18 protein-coding genes and 4 pseudogenes are annotated in these 16,839 nt (G+C 39.7%); 12 read left to right on the top strand and 10 right to left on the bottom strand.

Annotated features, from left to right (window positions below; all coding sequences use genetic code 11):
- Positions 1–167: 167 nt before the first annotated feature.
- Together V7L31_RS10280 and V7L31_RS10275 are read right to left on the bottom strand one after the other, a co-directional pair.
- Positions 168–884 (bottom strand): annotated as a pseudogene (locus tag V7L31_RS10280) (IS630 family transposase); the annotation flags it as partial.
- Positions 869–1,075: a hypothetical protein gene (locus V7L31_RS10275; protein ID WP_334696125.1), complete on the bottom strand. Its 207-nt coding sequence runs from the start codon at positions 1,073–1,075 to the stop codon at positions 869–871. The gene V7L31_RS10275 and the pseudogene V7L31_RS10280, both read right to left, overlap by 16 nt.
- Positions 1,076–1,262: 187 nt before the next feature.
- Between V7L31_RS10275 and V7L31_RS10270 the strand changes: the two genes are divergently transcribed.
- Complete coding sequence (locus V7L31_RS10270) at positions 1,263–1,550, top strand: hypothetical protein (protein WP_334696124.1); 288 nt, start codon at positions 1,263–1,265, stop codon at positions 1,548–1,550.
- 106 nt (positions 1,551–1,656) lie between these two features.
- Here V7L31_RS10270 and V7L31_RS10265 read toward each other — a convergent pair whose 3' ends face one another.
- Positions 1,657–2,238, bottom strand: a complete 582-nt coding sequence (locus tag V7L31_RS10265) for a hypothetical protein (RefSeq protein WP_334696123.1) — start codon at positions 2,236–2,238, stop codon at positions 1,657–1,659.
- A gap of 150 nt (positions 2,239–2,388) precedes the next feature.
- On the opposite strand from V7L31_RS10265, the gene V7L31_RS10260 reads away from it, so the two are divergent.
- Complete coding sequence (locus V7L31_RS10260) at positions 2,389–3,120, top strand: HEAT repeat domain-containing protein (protein ID WP_334696122.1); 732 nt, start codon at positions 2,389–2,391, stop codon at positions 3,118–3,120.
- 208 nt (positions 3,121–3,328) lie between these two features.
- Here V7L31_RS10260 and V7L31_RS10255 read toward each other — a convergent pair whose 3' ends face one another.
- Together V7L31_RS10255 and V7L31_RS10250 are read right to left on the bottom strand one after the other, a co-directional pair.
- The gene (locus V7L31_RS10255) at positions 3,329–4,396 is read right to left on the bottom strand and encodes a WD40 repeat domain-containing protein (RefSeq protein ID WP_334696121.1); all 1,068 of its coding nucleotides are present in this window, start codon (positions 4,394–4,396) and stop codon (positions 3,329–3,331) included.
- A gap of 115 nt (positions 4,397–4,511) precedes the next feature.
- Complete coding sequence (locus V7L31_RS10250) at positions 4,512–4,811, bottom strand: hypothetical protein (RefSeq protein WP_334696120.1); 300 nt, start codon at positions 4,809–4,811, stop codon at positions 4,512–4,514.
- 409 nt (positions 4,812–5,220) lie between these two features.
- On the opposite strand from V7L31_RS10250, the gene V7L31_RS10245 reads away from it, so the two are divergent.
- The 6 genes and pseudogenes from V7L31_RS10245 to V7L31_RS10220 all read left to right on the top strand — a co-directional run bounded on the left by V7L31_RS10245 (position 5,221) and on the right by V7L31_RS10220 (position 8,862).
- On the top strand, positions 5,221–5,742 hold the full coding sequence (locus V7L31_RS10245; protein ID WP_334696119.1) for an adenylate kinase: 522 nt from the start codon (positions 5,221–5,223) through the stop codon (positions 5,740–5,742).
- A gap of 62 nt (positions 5,743–5,804) precedes the next feature.
- Entirely contained in the window at positions 5,805–6,308 is a 504-nt protein-coding gene (locus V7L31_RS10240) for a hypothetical protein (RefSeq protein WP_334696118.1), read from the top strand.
- A 53-nt stretch (positions 6,309–6,361) separates the two neighbouring features.
- Positions 6,362–6,502 carry a hypothetical protein gene (locus V7L31_RS10235; protein WP_334696117.1) on the top strand — a complete coding sequence of 47 codons (141 nt, stop codon included), beginning with the start codon at positions 6,362–6,364 and terminating at the stop codon, positions 6,500–6,502.
- 116 nt (positions 6,503–6,618) lie between these two features.
- Positions 6,619–7,278, top strand: a complete 660-nt coding sequence (locus V7L31_RS10230) for a hypothetical protein (RefSeq protein ID WP_334696116.1) — start codon at positions 6,619–6,621, stop codon at positions 7,276–7,278.
- Between the two features lie 81 nt (positions 7,279–7,359).
- Positions 7,360–8,528, top strand: a pseudogene (locus tag V7L31_RS10225) (IS4 family transposase).
- Between the two features lie 46 nt (positions 8,529–8,574).
- On the top strand, positions 8,575–8,862 hold the full coding sequence (locus V7L31_RS10220) for a hypothetical protein (RefSeq protein WP_334696115.1): 288 nt from the start codon (positions 8,575–8,577) through the stop codon (positions 8,860–8,862).
- A 59-nt stretch (positions 8,863–8,921) separates the two neighbouring features.
- On the opposite strand, the gene V7L31_RS10215 is transcribed toward V7L31_RS10220, so the two are convergent.
- Complete coding sequence (locus V7L31_RS10215) at positions 8,922–9,254, bottom strand: type II toxin-antitoxin system RelE/ParE family toxin (protein WP_334696114.1); 333 nt, start codon at positions 9,252–9,254, stop codon at positions 8,922–8,924.
- Positions 9,251–9,511, bottom strand: coding sequence for a ribbon-helix-helix domain-containing protein (locus V7L31_RS10210; RefSeq protein WP_334696113.1), 261 nt, complete (start codon positions 9,509–9,511; stop codon positions 9,251–9,253). The genes V7L31_RS10215 and V7L31_RS10210 overlap by 4 nt, the downstream gene beginning before the upstream one ends.
- Before the next feature lie 130 nt (positions 9,512–9,641).
- On the opposite strand from V7L31_RS10210, the gene V7L31_RS10205 reads away from it, so the two are divergent.
- The 3 genes from V7L31_RS10205 (at position 9,642) to V7L31_RS10195 (ending at position 11,608) form a co-directional block, all read left to right on the top strand.
- On the top strand, positions 9,642–9,809 hold the full coding sequence (locus V7L31_RS10205) for a DUF1993 family protein (protein ID WP_334696112.1): 168 nt from the start codon (positions 9,642–9,644) through the stop codon (positions 9,807–9,809).
- Positions 9,810–9,940: 131 nt separating this feature from the next.
- Complete coding sequence (locus V7L31_RS10200) at positions 9,941–11,404, top strand: MFS transporter (RefSeq protein WP_334696111.1); 1,464 nt, start codon at positions 9,941–9,943, stop codon at positions 11,402–11,404.
- A gap of 54 nt (positions 11,405–11,458) precedes the next feature.
- A complete protein-coding gene (locus V7L31_RS10195; RefSeq protein WP_334696110.1) occupies positions 11,459–11,608 on the top strand; it encodes a hypothetical protein in 150 nt (49 codons plus the stop codon).
- A 222-nt stretch (positions 11,609–11,830) separates the two neighbouring features.
- Here the strand turns inward: V7L31_RS10195 and V7L31_RS10190 are convergent, their stop codons facing one another.
- Both V7L31_RS10190 and V7L31_RS10185 read right to left on the bottom strand, forming a co-directional pair.
- A complete protein-coding gene (locus V7L31_RS10190) occupies positions 11,831–12,433 on the bottom strand; it encodes a type II toxin-antitoxin system PemK/MazF family toxin (protein WP_334696109.1) in 603 nt (200 codons plus the stop codon).
- A gap of 1 nt (position 12,434) precedes the next feature.
- Entirely contained in the window at positions 12,435–12,914 is a 480-nt protein-coding gene (locus tag V7L31_RS10185) for a type II toxin-antitoxin system antitoxin SocA domain-containing protein (RefSeq protein ID WP_334696108.1), read from the bottom strand.
- 690 nt (positions 12,915–13,604) lie between these two features.
- Between V7L31_RS10185 and V7L31_RS10180 the strand changes: the two are divergent.
- Positions 13,605–14,900 (top strand): annotated as a pseudogene (locus V7L31_RS10180) (IS4 family transposase); the annotation flags it as partial.
- A 187-nt stretch (positions 14,901–15,087) separates the two neighbouring features.
- Here V7L31_RS10180 and V7L31_RS10175 read toward each other — a convergent pair.
- Positions 15,088–16,839: pseudogene (locus V7L31_RS10175) on the bottom strand (hypothetical protein); the annotation flags it as partial.

The following is a 16,839-nucleotide window of genomic DNA, read 5'->3' as shown; positions in this document are numbered from 1 at the left end:
CTATCTCCTTCCTCTGAAAAACTAGTTATTTTGTACTACATTTTGAATTTCAAAATGGGGTTAACACTCTATTTATTTCAAAATGAGAATTGCTGCATTGCCCCAAACTCCGTGAATAATTGTATTAAGTAGGTGGGCGTGGAAAAACAAATATATGTAAAGCAATGTTAAGAAGAAAGATGATTGTTGAATTTGAAGCGTTCTGTACCGTAATTATTTAGTTCTCCTCTAGCTTCTATCCCATTAATAACTGCATAAGCTAGGTCTAATTCATCATCAAACATCTGCCCAGAAATTTCATGTTTTTTGAGTTGTTGCCACTCTAGCTCAATTCTATTCATCTCGGAACAATATGCAGGTAGAAAGAAAATATATAACCCCATGTGTTCCCACTGAGTCCAATATTCTTGTGCATCAAGAGATTTATGTATGGAACCATTATCTTGAACTATGACTCTTATACGTCCAGTAGCCTTGATTTCTTGTTCTGCCTGGATAGCCTCATTTTCCATCATCTTGATATAAGATTCACTCTTTATGCTGCCAATAACTAAGCCATAAATAAAACTTACTAATGGTTGAAACAAGCCAAGAATACTCAATCTTCTGCCACGTCGTTTACTTTGTTCTAAGCGCTTTTGTTCTCCTACTGGGTAATATGTATAACCGGGCGTACACCACATACAAAAGCCTGATTCATCTAAATATTTCAGGTCTATCTCGCCAGCAGCAGCAGCTAGCTCGTTTCTTTTCAAGGTCTGCCTGTTTGAGCTTTCGTATTACAGGATCTTGCTTTTTTCTATGACTAATTCTGGCTCTTTTCCAGTTAATCCCCTTTTTTTGAGTACCCTTCTAATTCTGTCGGGACTCAACTTAATATTTCTAATGAGTTCCGGTAGTGAATTATGCGACTAATTTGAAACCCTGATTCCGAAATGGTTCCTTGATAAGGGAGGTGTTTCTTAGAAAATCTAAATACTTTTGTAGGTTCAACTTGTGCATTCAACCGTTGCACAACTATAGGCAGGGCATCAGGTGTCAAAATCGTAAAGCTATCGTCGGGTAATACTTTCATCTTGATTGAGGTTGCTGACTAACAATAAAACCTCGATAATTTGTAATATGAATCCTCTTAGTTTATTTAACACAGAGTCTTGTTTTAAGTTTTCCCTCAACAGTAGCTTTTTTAACATAAAAGCTCCCAACCCGCATTTCTCACAAGCTTGAGGGGATATTGGGCAGAGGGGATTGAACAAGGCACATTGAACTCTCCTCTGCTCAAGCGCAGACTTAATCGAGATGTGGTGAGAAATCCGGGACAAACCGAATCTTCGCGCCAGATTTCCTACCAACGCCCCACATCAGCACAACTTTCGGCAGTAAGAGAGAAAATCGATTGGCTACGCTTTGCTTTAATCAAGAAAAACTATTTCCTAATGGTATGGAATTTGCGAATCCAGCCCAATGTATGTACTGTAATCCGTAGGGTATCTCTACACGGGGAGGATTTGGGGGATTGGTCTAGAATTGGCATTGCTGGGGGTGCGTAGCTTGCCGCCATAGACATTCATCGCTTAACACCTAAAATACTGCTATGGTCAATCAGGAAAAGTTAGATTAAATATGAATCAGACTTTAGCAGCCACGCTAGGGGAATTACTGCTCAAGAGAAATATTGGCCGAGTAGATATGCCATCTACGTTGCTTTGGAGTTGAGCCAGGAACGTTATTGACTCGTCGCAGCTTATAGCTACCACGAAAACGCTGTGGAGTTCCATTGCTAGTAACACTCGTAACAGTAACGGGAATTTCAATATATAGCGAGCCTGCTGCCCCTTCTAAAGAACCCGGTTTTCCGACTTCTTCAACAATGGATACGATGTTAGCAAAACCCTGCTGAAATTCCTCAAATGATTGCTTACTGGCACTACCATCTCCATCCCAAGCCAAGTAAGCTTGTTTATAGTCAAGCCGTGCGATCGCATCGTAATAATCATGAATGAGTTGGACTGCAAGTTGTTCTTGGGACTGGTTTTTTACAGGATTTTGTGTGGAAGAAGCGGGTGGAGAAGATGGATTAGAGGTGTCCGAAAGATTTGCCAACGTTGGGCGATTGGCAGATGCTAGTTGTGATGTAGCAGAGTTATTGCAAGCTGTAATAGACATAGCAAGCAATAAAACTCCAATGACTGTATAACGCTGTTTTAACCAGATACAAAAAGAAAAGTTGATATTCAACAAAGCTATCTCCTGTGGAATCTACACTCTTCACTGATAAATTCAGCATACTTGAATTTATTGGTTACAACCATTGACAAATTAAGATGAATAGTAATACTTTCAGCCAATAAGCCCCTAGTATCAGCGACGCTATATTTACCTCAATCTATGAATCTTCAAGAAGTCAAAAATCAATTTCCAGAAGCAGTAGGTGAGATCGAGACACTTGAAAGACTAGGGTTCGCTTCCCGTAGTGGTAATTGGATTGATACCCTTGACTTTGAAGAAGCACAGACAGCTTGTTGGTTAGTCGGAAGAATCGGTGATGATCGAGACGCTGATGCCCTTATTCGTACTTTGTCTGGTCAACGTCGTGAATTATGGATGCAAGCAGCAACTTCCCTCAGCCTTATCGCTACTGAGAAGCACCTAAAATCTTTGTTGTCTATTCTGTCCACTAGTTCTGATCCCATACAGCGAAATAGTGTGGTGTATGCAATCTCTTTTCTGTCGAATTACCAAGGAAATCAGGAAGTGATTAGTACCCTGACCGAAGTAGCAGCAAACATTGCTGAGGCTCCTTTTGTTAGAGCGCAAGCATTAGAAGGAATTGGCAATAAGCTCTCTCATGAATTACCAGAAAATTTATATCAGCCAGCAGTGAGTGTAATTATCCAAGGGTTGGATGATACTGAACCTGAAGTTAGGTTTTGGTCATGTTTTGCTGCTGGTGCCTTAAAAATCAAGGAGACTTTGCCCAAGCTGCAACTATTGGCGCAGACTGATAAAACAATCGTAGCCGGGTGGTGGTCTGTAGGTGAGGAAGCTGAAGATTCAGTTACTCTTATGACTGGAGGAGAACCACCACTGCGTAAACCATACAATTTACCTACCAATTAACTATATTTTCTAGAACTCTAGTGGTCTGTCTGTTTTGTATTTGCTGTTGACAGGTGGCGTGTTAGAAACGGAAAAGTACGGGTTTTAGAAAAGCTATTCTGACTCGTACTTTTTGAACGAGAATACCCATAGTTAAAGTTAAGTTCTGTATTCGTAACCAGCTTCTGCTTTTAGAAGTTCCCATGTGCCAAAAATAGGGCTAATGCAGTTATTTAATTTGCCAAATATGTACAGTACTATCCTCATTGCTACTAGCAAGGGTTTTACCGTCCCGGCTCAAAGCAAGCCCTAAAACAGAACTGGAACCATCTTGAAAGGTATGCAACGGCTTTAAAGTCTCTAAGCTCCACAGTTTAATACTGCCATCATAATTGCCGCAGATGAGAATTTTTCCATTCGGGCTGATGGCAAGCGATTCAACTGAATTAAAATTATCAGTAAACTCATGCAGCAGTTTTCCAGTTTGAAGATTCCATAACTTTAGGGTACTAATCGCACGATTTCGAGAAACTAGCTGACCAAAACTACCACTAACAAGCTTTTTGCTATCTGGAGTAATGGCAATAGCATCAACTCCGGTTTTGTGTCCTTTGAGAATATGGCGTGTTTTTTTGGTTTGTAAATCAATCACCCTAATTGTATTATCATCGCCACCACCAGCACTTACAAGGGTTTGCATATCAGGGCTAAATGCAACTTTACTCACAAATCCTGAGTGTGCAGTAATGGTATCAAGCAGCTTAAGCGTGTGTAAATCCCAAAGCTTGATTGTATGATCATCACTGCCACTAGCAATCAATCTACCATCTGAACTAATCGCAACAGTTTCTATCGGTTGGGTATGCCCACTGTCGCCCTTTAGCATAAGGAAAGTGCCTAAATCCCAAACCTTCATTGTTGTGGTGCTTATCCCACCAGTTACAATTCTCTTGCCATCTGGACTAATCGCAATTGAAGTAACACCATCTGAGTGAGCGTCTAAACTACGCAACAACTTCCCGGTATGTAAATTCCAGAATTTAATTGTATCATCTCTACCTCCACTAATCAGGATTTGCCCCGAAGAGCTAATCACAACTGCTCGAACACCAAAAGTCACTTTTTTATGTCCAGTCAGTGTGTGAACAAGTTGAATCTGTGGTTGGGACTGAGTAATTGTACTCTTGCCTATGGGAAGATTTGAACTAGAAGAATGTATATCAATGACAGTGATGTTTACTGCAATCGCTAAAACTATAATCACTGCTTTGGATTTGAGAAAATTCAATAATTTCATGGTGCCCAGGAACGCAATTACACAACATGGTTCCCATTTGATGGACGCAATCGCACCCAATCTGATAGACCACGGTCAAACACTGGGTATAAGTTAATAATCTAAATACGGTTTCCTAGTGATTAGAAAAATTATCATTTTTCATCATTTCAATCACAATTCCGCCAAACCGAGCTTCATCAGCGCAGCATTTTACCCCATCAATATAGCAAATATGGCTTTCGTACTTCTCTTTAGTTTCAGTTATAATTCCCTCAAATCCTCCACTCATTGAGGTATTAAAAAAACTCAATTTTCGTCCCTGATCATCACTTGCTTTGCTATAGCAATCATCGCAAACTGCACGTGGATATCTTGAAAAATATCGAGTTGGGGTCGAACAGATTGGGCAAGGACGAAATTCAGTATTACTCATATATCTTTTACTTGAAAAAACTCCATCTTCTCACTTGGAGATTACTCAAGTCCACTGACTTAGGTCATGCTCACCGTGTTATAGCTAGTGAATAGTTAGGTGCGATCCAGCGTGAACCTTCGTTTCATTCGAGCATTCGCTGTCTTTTCAAATTACATATCTACGATTTTATAGCTGCTTTATTGCAGCATACTTATTCTTCTGAAATAGATATTTGTTGGAAACAATGTATCACATAACACCTCTATCTGTTCGCTTAAGAGAGCGATCGCCTGTGGGTTTATTAATGCTGAAGAAAGGAAAGTTAGCGACACCTTTTGTAGTATAAAAGTAATTTAGCGAAAAATTTTATTCTCTCGTGACAAGCTTGTGCCAAATTTGACTTGATTACACTAAAAGGAGAGTGGCGATGAAAAAAGTAGCGGTGTTTGGCAATGCTGGAGGCGGCAAATCAACTCTAAGCAAGAGATTATCTCAAATCACTGGTTTGCCACTTTACGTCTTGGACAAGATTAAATATCAATCAGGAGGTACAGAGCTTCCACATGAAGACTATAAGCACGCCCATCAACAAATTTTAGTTACTGACCAATGGATTATTGATGGGTTTGGTTGTATGGAAACTCTCTGGCCAAGACTTGACAAGGCGGATACTCTAGTTTTTATTGATCTACCACTCTATATGCATTTTTGGTGGGTAACTAAACGACTCATCACAGGTTACTTTCAACCGCCATCAGGCTGGCCCCAAAACAGCCCCATATTAAGGAGTTCTCTTAGTAGCTACCGTGCGCTTTGGTTATGTCACAAATATTTGACCCCAAAATATCGTGAGTTTATCGAGCAGGCTCAAAGTATCAAAAATGTTTATCACATTCGCTCGACTAAAGAAATTTCGCAATTTCTTGAATTAATTCATGCAGAAGACTAAAGATGGTGCATCAGCATAAAAGAGCTTGTAAACCGAATCTTAGCGCCAGATTTCCCATCAACATGTCACTCCAAACTCATAATCAGCAACTTAAACAAGAAATAGCCGATCGTCTTGCAGTCGAAACCAAGTTACAAAAGCTGACTCATGAACTAGAGCAAAGAGTAGAAGAACGTACTTTCCAACTATCTCAAGCACTTGATAATTTTCAGCAAGCTCAGGTTCGTCTGGTACAACAAGAAAAGATGTCTACCCTTGGTGAGTTAGTTGCTGGAATTGCCCATGAAATTAACAATCCACCAGTCAACTTCATTTTAGGAAATCTTAATCACGCTTCTGAATACACCCAAAATTTTATTGATTTGTTTCAACTTTATCAACAATATTATCCCAATCCTGGAGGAGAAATTCAGCAAAAAATAGATGAAATTGATATTGATTTCCTAATGCAAGATTCTCCGCAAATTATTGAGGAAAAACATAGTGGGACTCTCTCTTTTGTCTCTGAGCCGGGGAAAGGCACAGAATTTTGTATTGAAATTCCTGTGCTAAGTCAAAAAGCATAATCTAACTACACAGTTACAAAACAGTCTAATCAACGTCAAAATGTAGCGCGATCGTGAATCTCTACTTGGGGGGTTTCTACGAGCGGTACATTATTATAGATACAGAGGCGGCTGATAATAATGAGAGTGAGTCAGTAATCGAGTCGGTTAAAGCCGCCTCTGTTGAATTCTACGCTAGTGAATGTCAGGCGTAGGCGTAGCCCGCCTTTGGCATCGCTAATTCTGTTGAACTCTCCCCAACCGAATTGAAGAAGCTACAAGACAAACGGGCGAAAACGAAAACCGAACAACATCAGCAGCGCAAGGCGGAATGTCCCGTCGCTATGAAATTGACGTAACCCCTGATTTGGTCGAGAAAGATGACGATGGGTGGTATCCTCAACTGAGAATGCACTACTATTTGACCCTGGGGCGGGAATTTCTGACGAACCGTGATGCCAAAAGAGCAAAAGCGCAGTTAGAGGCTGGGGAGAATTCGGTTTGGAAACCAGATTTTAACAAGGGGCAGTTATTACCGGCTGTGTTGTTACTCGAAAATCTGAATCTGTTGCAGTTTCTTACACCAGACGTTCAGTTACGTGGGACTGATGAAAAGATGCTGGAGTTTAAGGCACTCGCTGTAACGCATCGGCAGGTTATTAAGAATTACCTGGATGTCAGTGTCTCGGAAAAACTGACCCCGATAGCGTTCCCGCTTCGGGTTGCCGAAGGCATCGCTCAGAAGTTACTTGCCAAGATTGACTTGAAGTTGGATTATGTTGGTCGGTTGGGTAAGCGTGAAAACCGGGAGTGCGTCTATCGGTTTGTTGCCCCTGATGATCAGCGTAATTCAATTTTTGGGCAGTGGTTTAATCGGGATGAAGTGTTTCTTAGTGAGTCGGTGTCAGTCAGTAATAATATAAGTACAACTACACCAGTAACTGACATAATATCACTATCGATATCCTTGAGGGGAGACAAAATGGTCTAGAATGCCTATACGATAAAGAGTGTAGCAATTCGTGGTAAAAGAAAAAGAGCATTCATTCTCAACAAGCTCTATTTAATGATAATGTTACCAGAATTCTACGAAACAAACCTCAAGCGAGAATTGGGACGTGCAGAATATTTATTACTAAAAATCCTGATAAATTTATTACAATCTATTAAAACTGTTAGCATTGAAGCACTAGCTACTGCTTTACCTATTCCCATATTTTTTGAAAGTAGAAGAAAGAGAGTTCAAAGATTTTTGTCATTAAATTACATAACTATTGAAGAAATTTGGTTCCCAATTATTAAAAGCTGGTTAGAGATATATTTTCCCTTAAATGAAGTTATTTATGTAGTGATTGATCGGACTAATTGGAGGTGTATTAATCTGTTAATGATTAGTGTGGTTTGGGATAAAAGGTCTATTCCAATATACTTTGAGTTATTAAGTAAATTAGGCTCAAGTAATTTTGACGAGCAAAAAGTTGTTTTTAATAAAGCACTGTCCCTTTTTAAAGATTATAAAACCGTTGTGTTAGGAGACCGCGAATTCTGTTCACTGAAATTGGCTAACTGGCTTACAGAACAGAAAGTGTACTTTTGTTTACGTGTAAAAAAAGATGCTTTTATAGAAATAGAACCAGAAATTTGGCTCCAATTAAAAAATTCCGGTTTATCACCTGGAGTCTCGTTCTTTTATCAAGGCATTAAATATACAAAAACTACAGGGTTTATTAGCTTTAATCTTGCGGGTAAATGGAAGCGGAAACGTTTTGGAGTTGCGCCTGAGGAGGGCTGGTTTATTCTCACTAATTTTGATACTTTAGAGTCTACTATTAAAGCTTATAAACAACGGTTTGATATTGAGCGGAGTCGGAGACACTCCGCCTCCGAGAGATGTTTAGAGATTTTAAAAGCGGTGGTTATAACTTAGAAGATACTAATGCATCAGGAAAACGGTTAATTTCTCTAATATTATTAATCTCACTTGCCTATACATCTGCAACTATATCTGGGCAAAAAATTAAACGCATGGGTCTTCAAAAATATGTTGGACGAATTAAAGAATCCTTAAGGATTGTTCGACGACATAGTAGTTTTTATATTGGGTTATATGGCCATAATTGGGTCAATTTCACAGAAAGTTCCTATGAGTTAGTCACCGAATTATTGAGATTAAGTCCTAATAAGCGTAAGTACTACCAACAAGGACAGAGAGCTATGAGGCTTATTCTATCTGCATTCTAGCCCTTTTTGTAGCCCCGCAAGATCGATATCCCACAATTCTGATTTGGTGTCAGGCACTAATAATATAGTCTTTGCAACACCACTCAGTGACATAGCACCACATACCCCAGAAAATATCGCGATTCTTGGATGGAAGGGGCTGAAACTGAAATTGCAGCAAGGCTTGAACAGTATTGGCTCTTCCTACAGCGAGTTAATCTCCAAGGTTGGCGAGGCTGTCGGCGTTGCTAATGGTGAGCCAATATGGAACGGATATCTGGGACAGTGGCAGGTTTGGGTTAAGTTTGCAGACGGTTGTAGGTCTGTGGTGTGCGATTGGTTGGTTGTGGTGTAGGTCATGCTCTCACAAAACTCATCCAATTAATTGCAGAAATTGACTGGTTTTATTTTGAGTTAAAATTCTTCGTCTAATTCGTTAAGTACATCTGCTAAATCTCTTGCTCCATGAAATACCCGAAGAATCTCAATCGTAGTATCTTGAATACGATAGAAAATTAAATAATCCTGAAAATCCTTGATACGCCATTGTCGGATTTCACCCAATGTCGATACCACTAACTGCGTTACCTTTCCCATCCCAGGAGTCTTGACCAACTGAGCAAACGTCACTTCGGCAGCGTTTAAGAATTTAACTGCCACATCTGTATTCCCATTGACTAATATGTAATTGGCCAGATGTCGCAAATCTTGCGTTGCCCGGTCTTTGACAATCAATCGATAGCTCATGTATCGTTTGGGTTGCCCATGCTGTTCTGACCTAAAACGGTAGAACGCAGGTTTTGCCAATATTCTGGTGTTACTTCCTCCCCTTCTCCATCAATACCTTCTTTTAAAAGTGTTTCTAAAAGAGCTTGTGCCTTGCGTTTTTGGTCTTGTTGTACCAATGAGAGAAAATATTCGCCAATGCTACTGTAAGCACCTGCCATTACTTGTGCCTCCACATAAACGCGCACCTCATCAGGTATGTCAATACTGATATTCATTGGCGTTCCTGTATAACTACCTTCATTATTTTAGCTGACAGTTTTCATCCGACATCAGATTATAGCCAATTCCTTCTAATATTAGATGGGTTAGCTCAAAGTCGTTTGAATTTTTTTTGGATAAATCTCAATGACCATTTCAATGTACCAAGCTTCAATACCCGTGTCTATTCGCACACTGAATAACCTTATAAACATTCTTGAAAAAGGAGCTACTTATGCAGAAACTAAAAAACAGGTGAAAAACCTCATCCTTATCAAGAAGGCAGTTTTTCAACAGATGGCTCTGTTAACTTGAGTGCCTACGCCAGTAACATATCCGTTCAAGCCAGTAATAGCTTCAGCGTTACATGGGTTGGTACACTCAAGCCGAGATAGGCTTGACTTTGAAATAACAGCAACCGCAAGGAATAAAATCGGACAAGTGAGATGACATCAGATGAAATGCTCAAACAAAAGGTATTAAACAAGGTAACTCGACGGCTGATTCCCTTGTTATTTGTGCTTTATATCATTGCTTATTTGGATCGGGTTAATGTCGGTTTTGCCGCCTTGCAAATGAATCACGATTTGGGCTTTAGTTCCACAATCTATGGTTTCGGCTCAGGGATTTTCTTCTTGGGCTACTTTTTGTTTGAAATTCCTAGCAACCTTATACTAGAAAGAATTGGTGCTAGGGTTTGGATTGCCCGGATTGTCATAACTTGGGGCGTAATTGCCGCAAGTATGATGTTTGTTAAAAGCCCTTTGAGCTTTTACTTATTACGTTTTTTATTAGGAATTGCCGAAGCTGGCTTTTTTCCTGGAATTATTCTTTACCTCACTTATTGGTTCCCAGCAATTCAACGCGCTAAAACCGTAGCTTTATTTATGACAGCAACTGCTATAGCTGGGGTTGTGGGAGCGCCCCTTTCTGGTCTGCTGCTGACTCTACATGGATTTATGGGATTAGCCGGTTGGCAGTGGTTATTTTTAGTAGAGGGTTTACCCGCCATCTTTATGGGTTTTGTGGTGCTGAGTTATCTCTGCGAACGTCCTGAGCTTGCTCAATGGTTGGAAGTAGAGGAGCGTTCATGGCTCCAAGAGAGATTACGGCTAGAAAACGAACACAAAACTCGGCACAAGAGTTACACTTTACTCCAATCTCTTGTCAATCCTAAAGTTTGGTTACTGAGCCTGATTTATTTCACACTAGTAATTGGTCTTTATGGTATTAGTTTTTGGCTGCCACAAATTATTAAAGGTTTTTCTGGATTAAGTGACCTCTGGGTGGCATTTCTTTCAGTTATTCCGTATCTTGTAGGTGCGATTGGAATGGTTTTTGTTGGTAGCCACTCAGATCAGACTGGAGAACGTCGCGCTCATGTGGCTATCCCAGCTTTTATTGGCGCATTCGGTCTAATTTTGAGTGCTTACTTTCATCACCCTGTGACTGCGCTAGCGTCCCTTTCGTTGGCAGCATTGGGCATTTGGGGAGCTTTAGGTCCATTTTGGGCTTTACCCACTGCTTTTTTAAGTGGTACAGCAGCAGCTGGTTCCTTAGCGTTAATTAACTCTGTAGGCAATTTAGGAGGATTTGTTGCTCCCTACGTTATCGGCTTAGTTAAAGATGCCACTAATAGTTTTACCGGAGGGCTGCAAGTAATGGCGGCAGCACTGCTAGTTGGTGGAATTCTCGCTCTGATAGTGCGTCATGACTCTTCTCTAGAAAGACTCGATACTATCTCTACAGGAGCGAATGGCACGCTTGAAAAGGAAAAGGGAAAATCGTTGAGGCAGCTCTTGTGCAGTGTTTCGACTACGCTCAACAACCAAAGCAAAGGAGCAGGGGAGAATTCAATGTGCCTTGTTTTTATCCCCTCTGCCCCTCTGCTCCCCTGCACAAGGTTTTGAGAGATGTGGTGAGAAATCCGGGTAATCTGTCTCTCGTCAGTAAAGTTGTTGGCGATGAATAGGACAGCAACACTTATGGTCTATGTCGATGAGCAGGATGTGACGACCCAGTTGTACTATTTGGTAGCCCAGGTTTTAGATAAGGGTGGTTTTGACAACACCTGCCGCCTGATTAAAAACTGCGATGATTCGGCTCATAACTGAGTTGGTTTACCTGCACCATTACAATTGAATTCTGTGCGACTGGTAGATGAATAAACGGGTTTAAAACCCCAGACGCTCCTGCGTCGCTCATAGCGTTGCATCCCGAAGGGTATACGCTGCGCTATCTATCGTCTGCACGGTGTCTACAATTAGTTGGGTCTGAATCCCCAACGAAAGTGACTCTGACTTCTGAATTCTTCTTCAATGATAAATATATAGGTATTATGAGTCTAAATTGTTAATTAATTCTTCTATTACTAAATTTTTTGTATTTTCAGGTAGATAATCGAAGACTTTTTTCAAAAGTTCTGGAGACGCATTTTGAGCAAACCAGTCTTCACTAGGATTCTCTTGAATATTCAAAAAATACTTTAAACGTTCTTCTATAGTTTCTCTATCTGCTTTATCCAATTGTCCAATTCTCTCTAACCAATTGGCTGATGAGTCTTTAAAGCAATTAGCATCAACAGTACATATTTGATGAATTAAAGCGTAGGAATTTTTATCAAGACCATTTCTACTTGTACAGTTAATTGGATATGTGGTTGGTAAACCGTTAAATGTAGTTTGTGAAGTCAGAGGAATAACAGAAAATGTTGCTATATATCCAGATTCATCTTGAAACTGATCACTTGTCCAAATGATATAAGGATGTGTACCTCTAAAAACCCTACTTGAATTAATATTCTCACTACAAGTTTGACATTCTACTTCAGCAGGCTCATCTAAATTATAAACATGAATATGACCCAGTTTGCAACGAAGAGATACCCTATAGGGATTTATAGAATAGATCCAACCTTGTCTAGGTCTTTTTCCAGCCACTTTACAATCCTAATTCACTGACTAATTTTTCTCTTTCTGCTTGTAAGTTAAGTTTAACTTTCTCTTCTGGTCGATGGGTATTTTTTGCTTCCACCATTGGAGCAGTGCTATATACATAATCTAGTAACTGATTCAGTTTATCTGAGCCTGCCCACTCTCTCCGAATATTATCTAGTACAAACTTAATACTGAGAGGTATGTCCAAATCATCTGCCTGAGCAGCTTGATTCACAGGTCTAATATATGTTGCATTATACTGAGACTCTTGAATAATCTCTTTCCCATTCATTTCATTTAAAGCAGCATCTATTCCCTCATTCCAAGGGCCAAATTGATAATAACACCAATCTAGATCAGTCAGCTGCTTTCCTGTCCACTTAACAGAGTAAAGATCAGCTAAATACAAAAACTTGATCAGTTGTGTTTTTGTAATATACCCTTTTGTCGCGTAGACAAAATATTTTATTAGTTTATCCAACATGACCTTTCTCTCTGTTAACTGCCACAAAATAGTCTAATTAATGAAGAAATATAAATGTGTATAGAAATTCATAATCCTTTTTATTTAATAAAATATAAAGATTTTATAGAATATTTCTATTGCTTAATTATAGTTGCTTTTTTTGCAATCTTTAACACTTTTTGGCTTGCTCATCGTAGACTAAAGTATATTTGTACTAATATAATAGTACACGATTAATGTAACCGACACAATCTTTGACTAAAATCTCATGTGTTGTAAGTGTCTCATAGACTTGTCGCATCTCGCTGAATAACCCTTCGCCACTTTACCATTTCCGTGAACGATACAAAGCACCTTTGACACCAAGCATCCACCCACAATGCTGGAACTTTGAACCTTGCTGCACGGTTGCGGTCGGTACTCTGAAAGATAACTGTAATTGCATTGGTGAGAGTTAGAACAAAGTGCCTTTTGTCAATCAGTTAAAATACTTAAAATATTTTAAATAAGAATGATAATCGTGTTGAGGATAGGGGAAGGAGGTGAGCGACGCTCACCTCCTTCCCCTATATTTGATTATCATTATCTTTAAAGTGTTTAACTGCTTTTATAGGAGATGAAAAAGTATTGTAACGACGTAAAAAGTGGGTAGCATTGTTAGGTAAATTCAATTATCAAACGAGGTAATGAAAAGTTTGGTCTACCATTATGCCCAAGCGACAAAAACAAAACTCTGACCACGCACATAAACATAATACTCCTACTATAGATAATGAGGCGATTTCTCAACAATTAGAAGCTTTATTAACTCCAGCTATTTTCGCTCAACAAAAATATTACAAACAGTTAGGATTACGAGATAGAATTTTGAACTTATCGTTCATGGTGGCAGCAGTATTAACACTATTGTGGAGACAAGTTCCTGGAGTACAAGAGTTAAATCGCCTTTTGGTGAGAGAAGGTTTCTTATGGTGCCGTGTAACTAAAGTTGCTCAACAATCACTTTCTCAAAGGTTTTTGGCATTTCCTGCGGAATTATTTGAGCGGGTCTTTAAAGATTTACTACCTCAGTTACAATTAAATTGGCAGCAACGGCTTAGGCGACCACTGCCAGATAGTGTTAAGTTCGCACTACTTAATTTTGAACAAGTTTGGATAGCTGATGGATCTACATTAGAAGCATTATTTCGCAAGCTCAAAAGCCTGGAAGACTTAAAAACAGGGCAGTTAGCCGGCAAAATTTGTACAGTTATTGATTTGGTAACTCGTTTACCCGTCGAAGTTTGGTTTCACACTAATCCAGCAGCATCGGACACTAATTTTGAAGCGGCATTATTAAATTTACTGCCTGCTAAAACTCTGATTTTGCTTGACAGAGGTTTTTATCATTTCCAATTTTTACAACAACTTATTAACCAAGAAATTCATTTTATTACTCGTTTAAAAGCCAAAGCATCTATTAAGTACTTAAAGATTTTCAGCTATGACCATTCAGTTAAAGACCGATTGATTCAACTTGGCACTGTTCGTCGTGGCGCACCAGTACTCAATTTACGCTTAATAGAAATTAAGGTTGGTAAATCTAGCTATTCTTATGTTACTTCTGTCCTCGATCCACAAATATTACCTCCTTACGTTGTGGCAGATTTATATCGCCGAAGATGGAGAGTTGAAGAAGCTTTTTACACAGTCAAACGCCTGTTGGGGCTATCTTATTTATGGACTGGTTCTATTAATGGTGTAAAGTTACAAGTCTGGGCAACTTGGCTCTTTTATGCCGTATTAGTTGACTTGGGAGATGCGGTGGCTGATGAATTAGCTTTACCATTTGACCGCATTTCTTTGGAAATGATTTTTCGAGGTTTGTACCATTTCAGCGTTGCCTACGATAAAGGTAACGCCGATGACCCCATTAAGTATTTTGCTGCAAAAGAGAATCAAGATTTGGGAGTTGTCAAAGCCCTGCGAAAAGCAGTCTCCAAGCTGGATTTATCCCCTTTTCCCGCACCCTCTTGACAAATGTGCAATCATTCTAACCTCTCACCGATGCTGTAATTGTAGACCGTTAAATCTACGATTTAGCAGGGAGCTTAAACCCAATTTAGCAAGGCAAAAAGGCAAAATTTAAAACTTATTCTTTCCTCCAGCAAGAATTACCCTCTGCCTTCTGCCTTGCCGGAGGCAGATAAATCTATCTTTGTAAGTCTACTTGTTGTATTTGAGATTTAGCTAATATTTTATCAATTTGAGTATTAACATCTTCAAAAGTTTGTAATATCTGTGGAGTTAGTTTATTAGTCTGCACCTTGCCAGATTGTAAGTTTAAAATTATCTTCCCATTTTTCTGCGAAATAGTTAAATTCCTGTGCTGGGTATTGAAAGCCAAGTCATAAATTTTCCCTTGAAATTGAGTACCACTTTCATCAGACTTACCCCAGACCATGCCAATCCTTTGAGCAATTTGAGTCAGCCGACTGATGGCTTCAAGCTCAAATGTATCTTTATTCATTACTGTCAACGCTTCGGCTGATAATTGCTCACCAGCTTTAAACCCATTTGCCACTTCCACAATGCATTTTTTGTAATTTTCCGACTTCCCTAACTTATCTGCGGCATTATACCAATTTCTCAAGTCATCAATAGTAACTGATTGAGTTTGGACTGTTTGATTAGGTGAGGCTCTGTTTTGTGGTTCAGGAAACGGGACTATTTTCCCGTCCACATAATCCCCCAAGGGTTCAAGATGTAGTGCCCAGACCTGCCCTTTGCCCGTGAACAATTCTGGTAATGCCTTGGGTGAGTGCTTTTCCATGTCAGCCCACTGCTGTTGATAAACAGGGTCAGCAATCATAGAAGGTGTGATTTGATACTGCTTACCGACTCGAAAGGCGACTTGCTTATCAATGCCTGTCGCCAGAGCAATATCCCCTTCCTTAAACCCATACTGTTTGTATGGTTGATAAGCTCTGGTGGTATGAGTTCGACCATATCCTCTCATCGCATCAATGCAAGTATTTACAGGTAGTGGGTTTGGCTCACCATGCATCATTAAAGGGTAGTTCATCGGAATCGGTTTGCCTGTGATGACAGGAGAGGCGACGGCGAGATTTTGAACCTCTTGGTTTGGGTGGAATTGAGCGCTTTGTTGAGGCGGGGACAATGCTGATTGAGATGGAGGTTTAAAAAACTGTGGTCGTGTGGCGAGGGAATTAACTCTTTGTTGATAGTCACTATCCGATTCAATAATTGACCCAAATTTCTTGGTCATGTTCTCCAAAGTTTTGGGGGGAATTGAACTGCTGACTAAGTGAAATACTGCTAGACCTTTTTTAGTTTCCCTGATAACATCTTCTGTTGGTACTTGCTGCCATTCAACTTTTTGAGCAGTTAACCATTTAGTCACAGTCTCAGCTTTCTGGTTGTCAACAGCCAAGCCCATGACTCCAAGTTTTTTGTTTGATTCTGTCGAAAATAAGAAAGTAGGACGCTCTTTAATCTGATGTAGAATTTTCGCACTACTATCAATCATATACAGTTGCTGAGGGTTAACTGATTGAGTCCCAAAAGCCTGAAATTCCTTCGTCCACTTCTGGGGATATTCAACGGTATTAGGGTCAATTTGAGCGCAAATAACAGAAAAATTACTTTCAATGATAGCGTCGGCGGATGTAAGTTTTCCGGTTTTGAGCAATCCAAGTTGTCTGAGCGCGTCTTTGTCTTTTTTGAAGTGCAATACCCCCAAGGGTTCACCATTCAAAAATACAGCATCTCTAGTTTTAGAAGCTGAGGTTTCGATAGTCAGTTTTCGGTAATCTCGATCCGAGAATGACTGACCAGAAAAATCATAAAAGTTAATTTTATTAATTTTGAGGAGATTTCCATTGGGAGACTCACCCAGGACAAAAGCTTGATCTCCTGTCTCAGAGATTGACGTGAGCTTTAA

The sequence above is a fragment of the Nostoc sp. genome, assembly GCF_036916655.1.
Lineage (GTDB): Bacteria > Cyanobacteriota > Cyanobacteriia > Cyanobacteriales > Nostocaceae > Nostoc.
The sequence above is the reverse complement of the archived record's forward strand: the minus strand, read 5'-3'. Positions and strand labels throughout refer to the sequence as shown.

What these genes read in the sequence shown, in the direction of transcription:
- V7L31_RS10275 (WP_334696125.1), bottom strand. Translation starts at nt 1,075, where the DNA reads ATGAAAGTATTACCCGACGATAGCTTTACGATTTTGACACCTGATGCC.
- V7L31_RS10260 (WP_334696122.1), top strand. Translation starts at nt 2,389, where the DNA reads ATGAATCTTCAAGAAGTCAAAAATCAATTTCCAGAAGCAGTAGGTGAG.
- V7L31_RS10255 (WP_334696121.1), bottom strand. Translation starts at nt 4,396, where the DNA reads ATGAAATTATTGAATTTTCTCAAATCCAAAGCAGTGATTATAGTTTTA.
- V7L31_RS10250 (WP_334696120.1), bottom strand. Translation starts at nt 4,811, where the DNA reads ATGAGTAATACTGAATTTCGTCCTTGCCCAATCTGTTCGACCCCAACT.
- V7L31_RS10245 (WP_334696119.1), top strand. Translation starts at nt 5,221, where the DNA reads ATGAAAAAAGTAGCGGTGTTTGGCAATGCTGGAGGCGGCAAATCAACT.
- V7L31_RS10240 (WP_334696118.1), top strand. Translation starts at nt 5,805, where the DNA reads ATGTCACTCCAAACTCATAATCAGCAACTTAAACAAGAAATAGCCGAT.
- V7L31_RS10230 (WP_334696116.1), top strand. Translation starts at nt 6,619, where the DNA reads ATGTCCCGTCGCTATGAAATTGACGTAACCCCTGATTTGGTCGAGAAA.
- V7L31_RS10215 (WP_334696114.1), bottom strand. Translation starts at nt 9,254, where the DNA reads ATGAGCTATCGATTGATTGTCAAAGACCGGGCAACGCAAGATTTGCGA.
- V7L31_RS10210 (WP_334696113.1), bottom strand. Translation starts at nt 9,511, where the DNA reads ATGAATATCAGTATTGACATACCTGATGAGGTGCGCGTTTATGTGGAG.
- V7L31_RS10205 (WP_334696112.1), top strand. Translation starts at nt 9,642, where the DNA reads ATGACCATTTCAATGTACCAAGCTTCAATACCCGTGTCTATTCGCACA.
- V7L31_RS10200 (WP_334696111.1), top strand. Translation starts at nt 9,941, where the DNA reads ATGACATCAGATGAAATGCTCAAACAAAAGGTATTAAACAAGGTAACT.
- V7L31_RS10195 (WP_334696110.1), top strand. Translation starts at nt 11,459, where the DNA reads ATGAATAGGACAGCAACACTTATGGTCTATGTCGATGAGCAGGATGTG.
- V7L31_RS10185 (WP_334696108.1), bottom strand. Translation starts at nt 12,914, where the DNA reads ATGTTGGATAAACTAATAAAATATTTTGTCTACGCGACAAAAGGGTAT.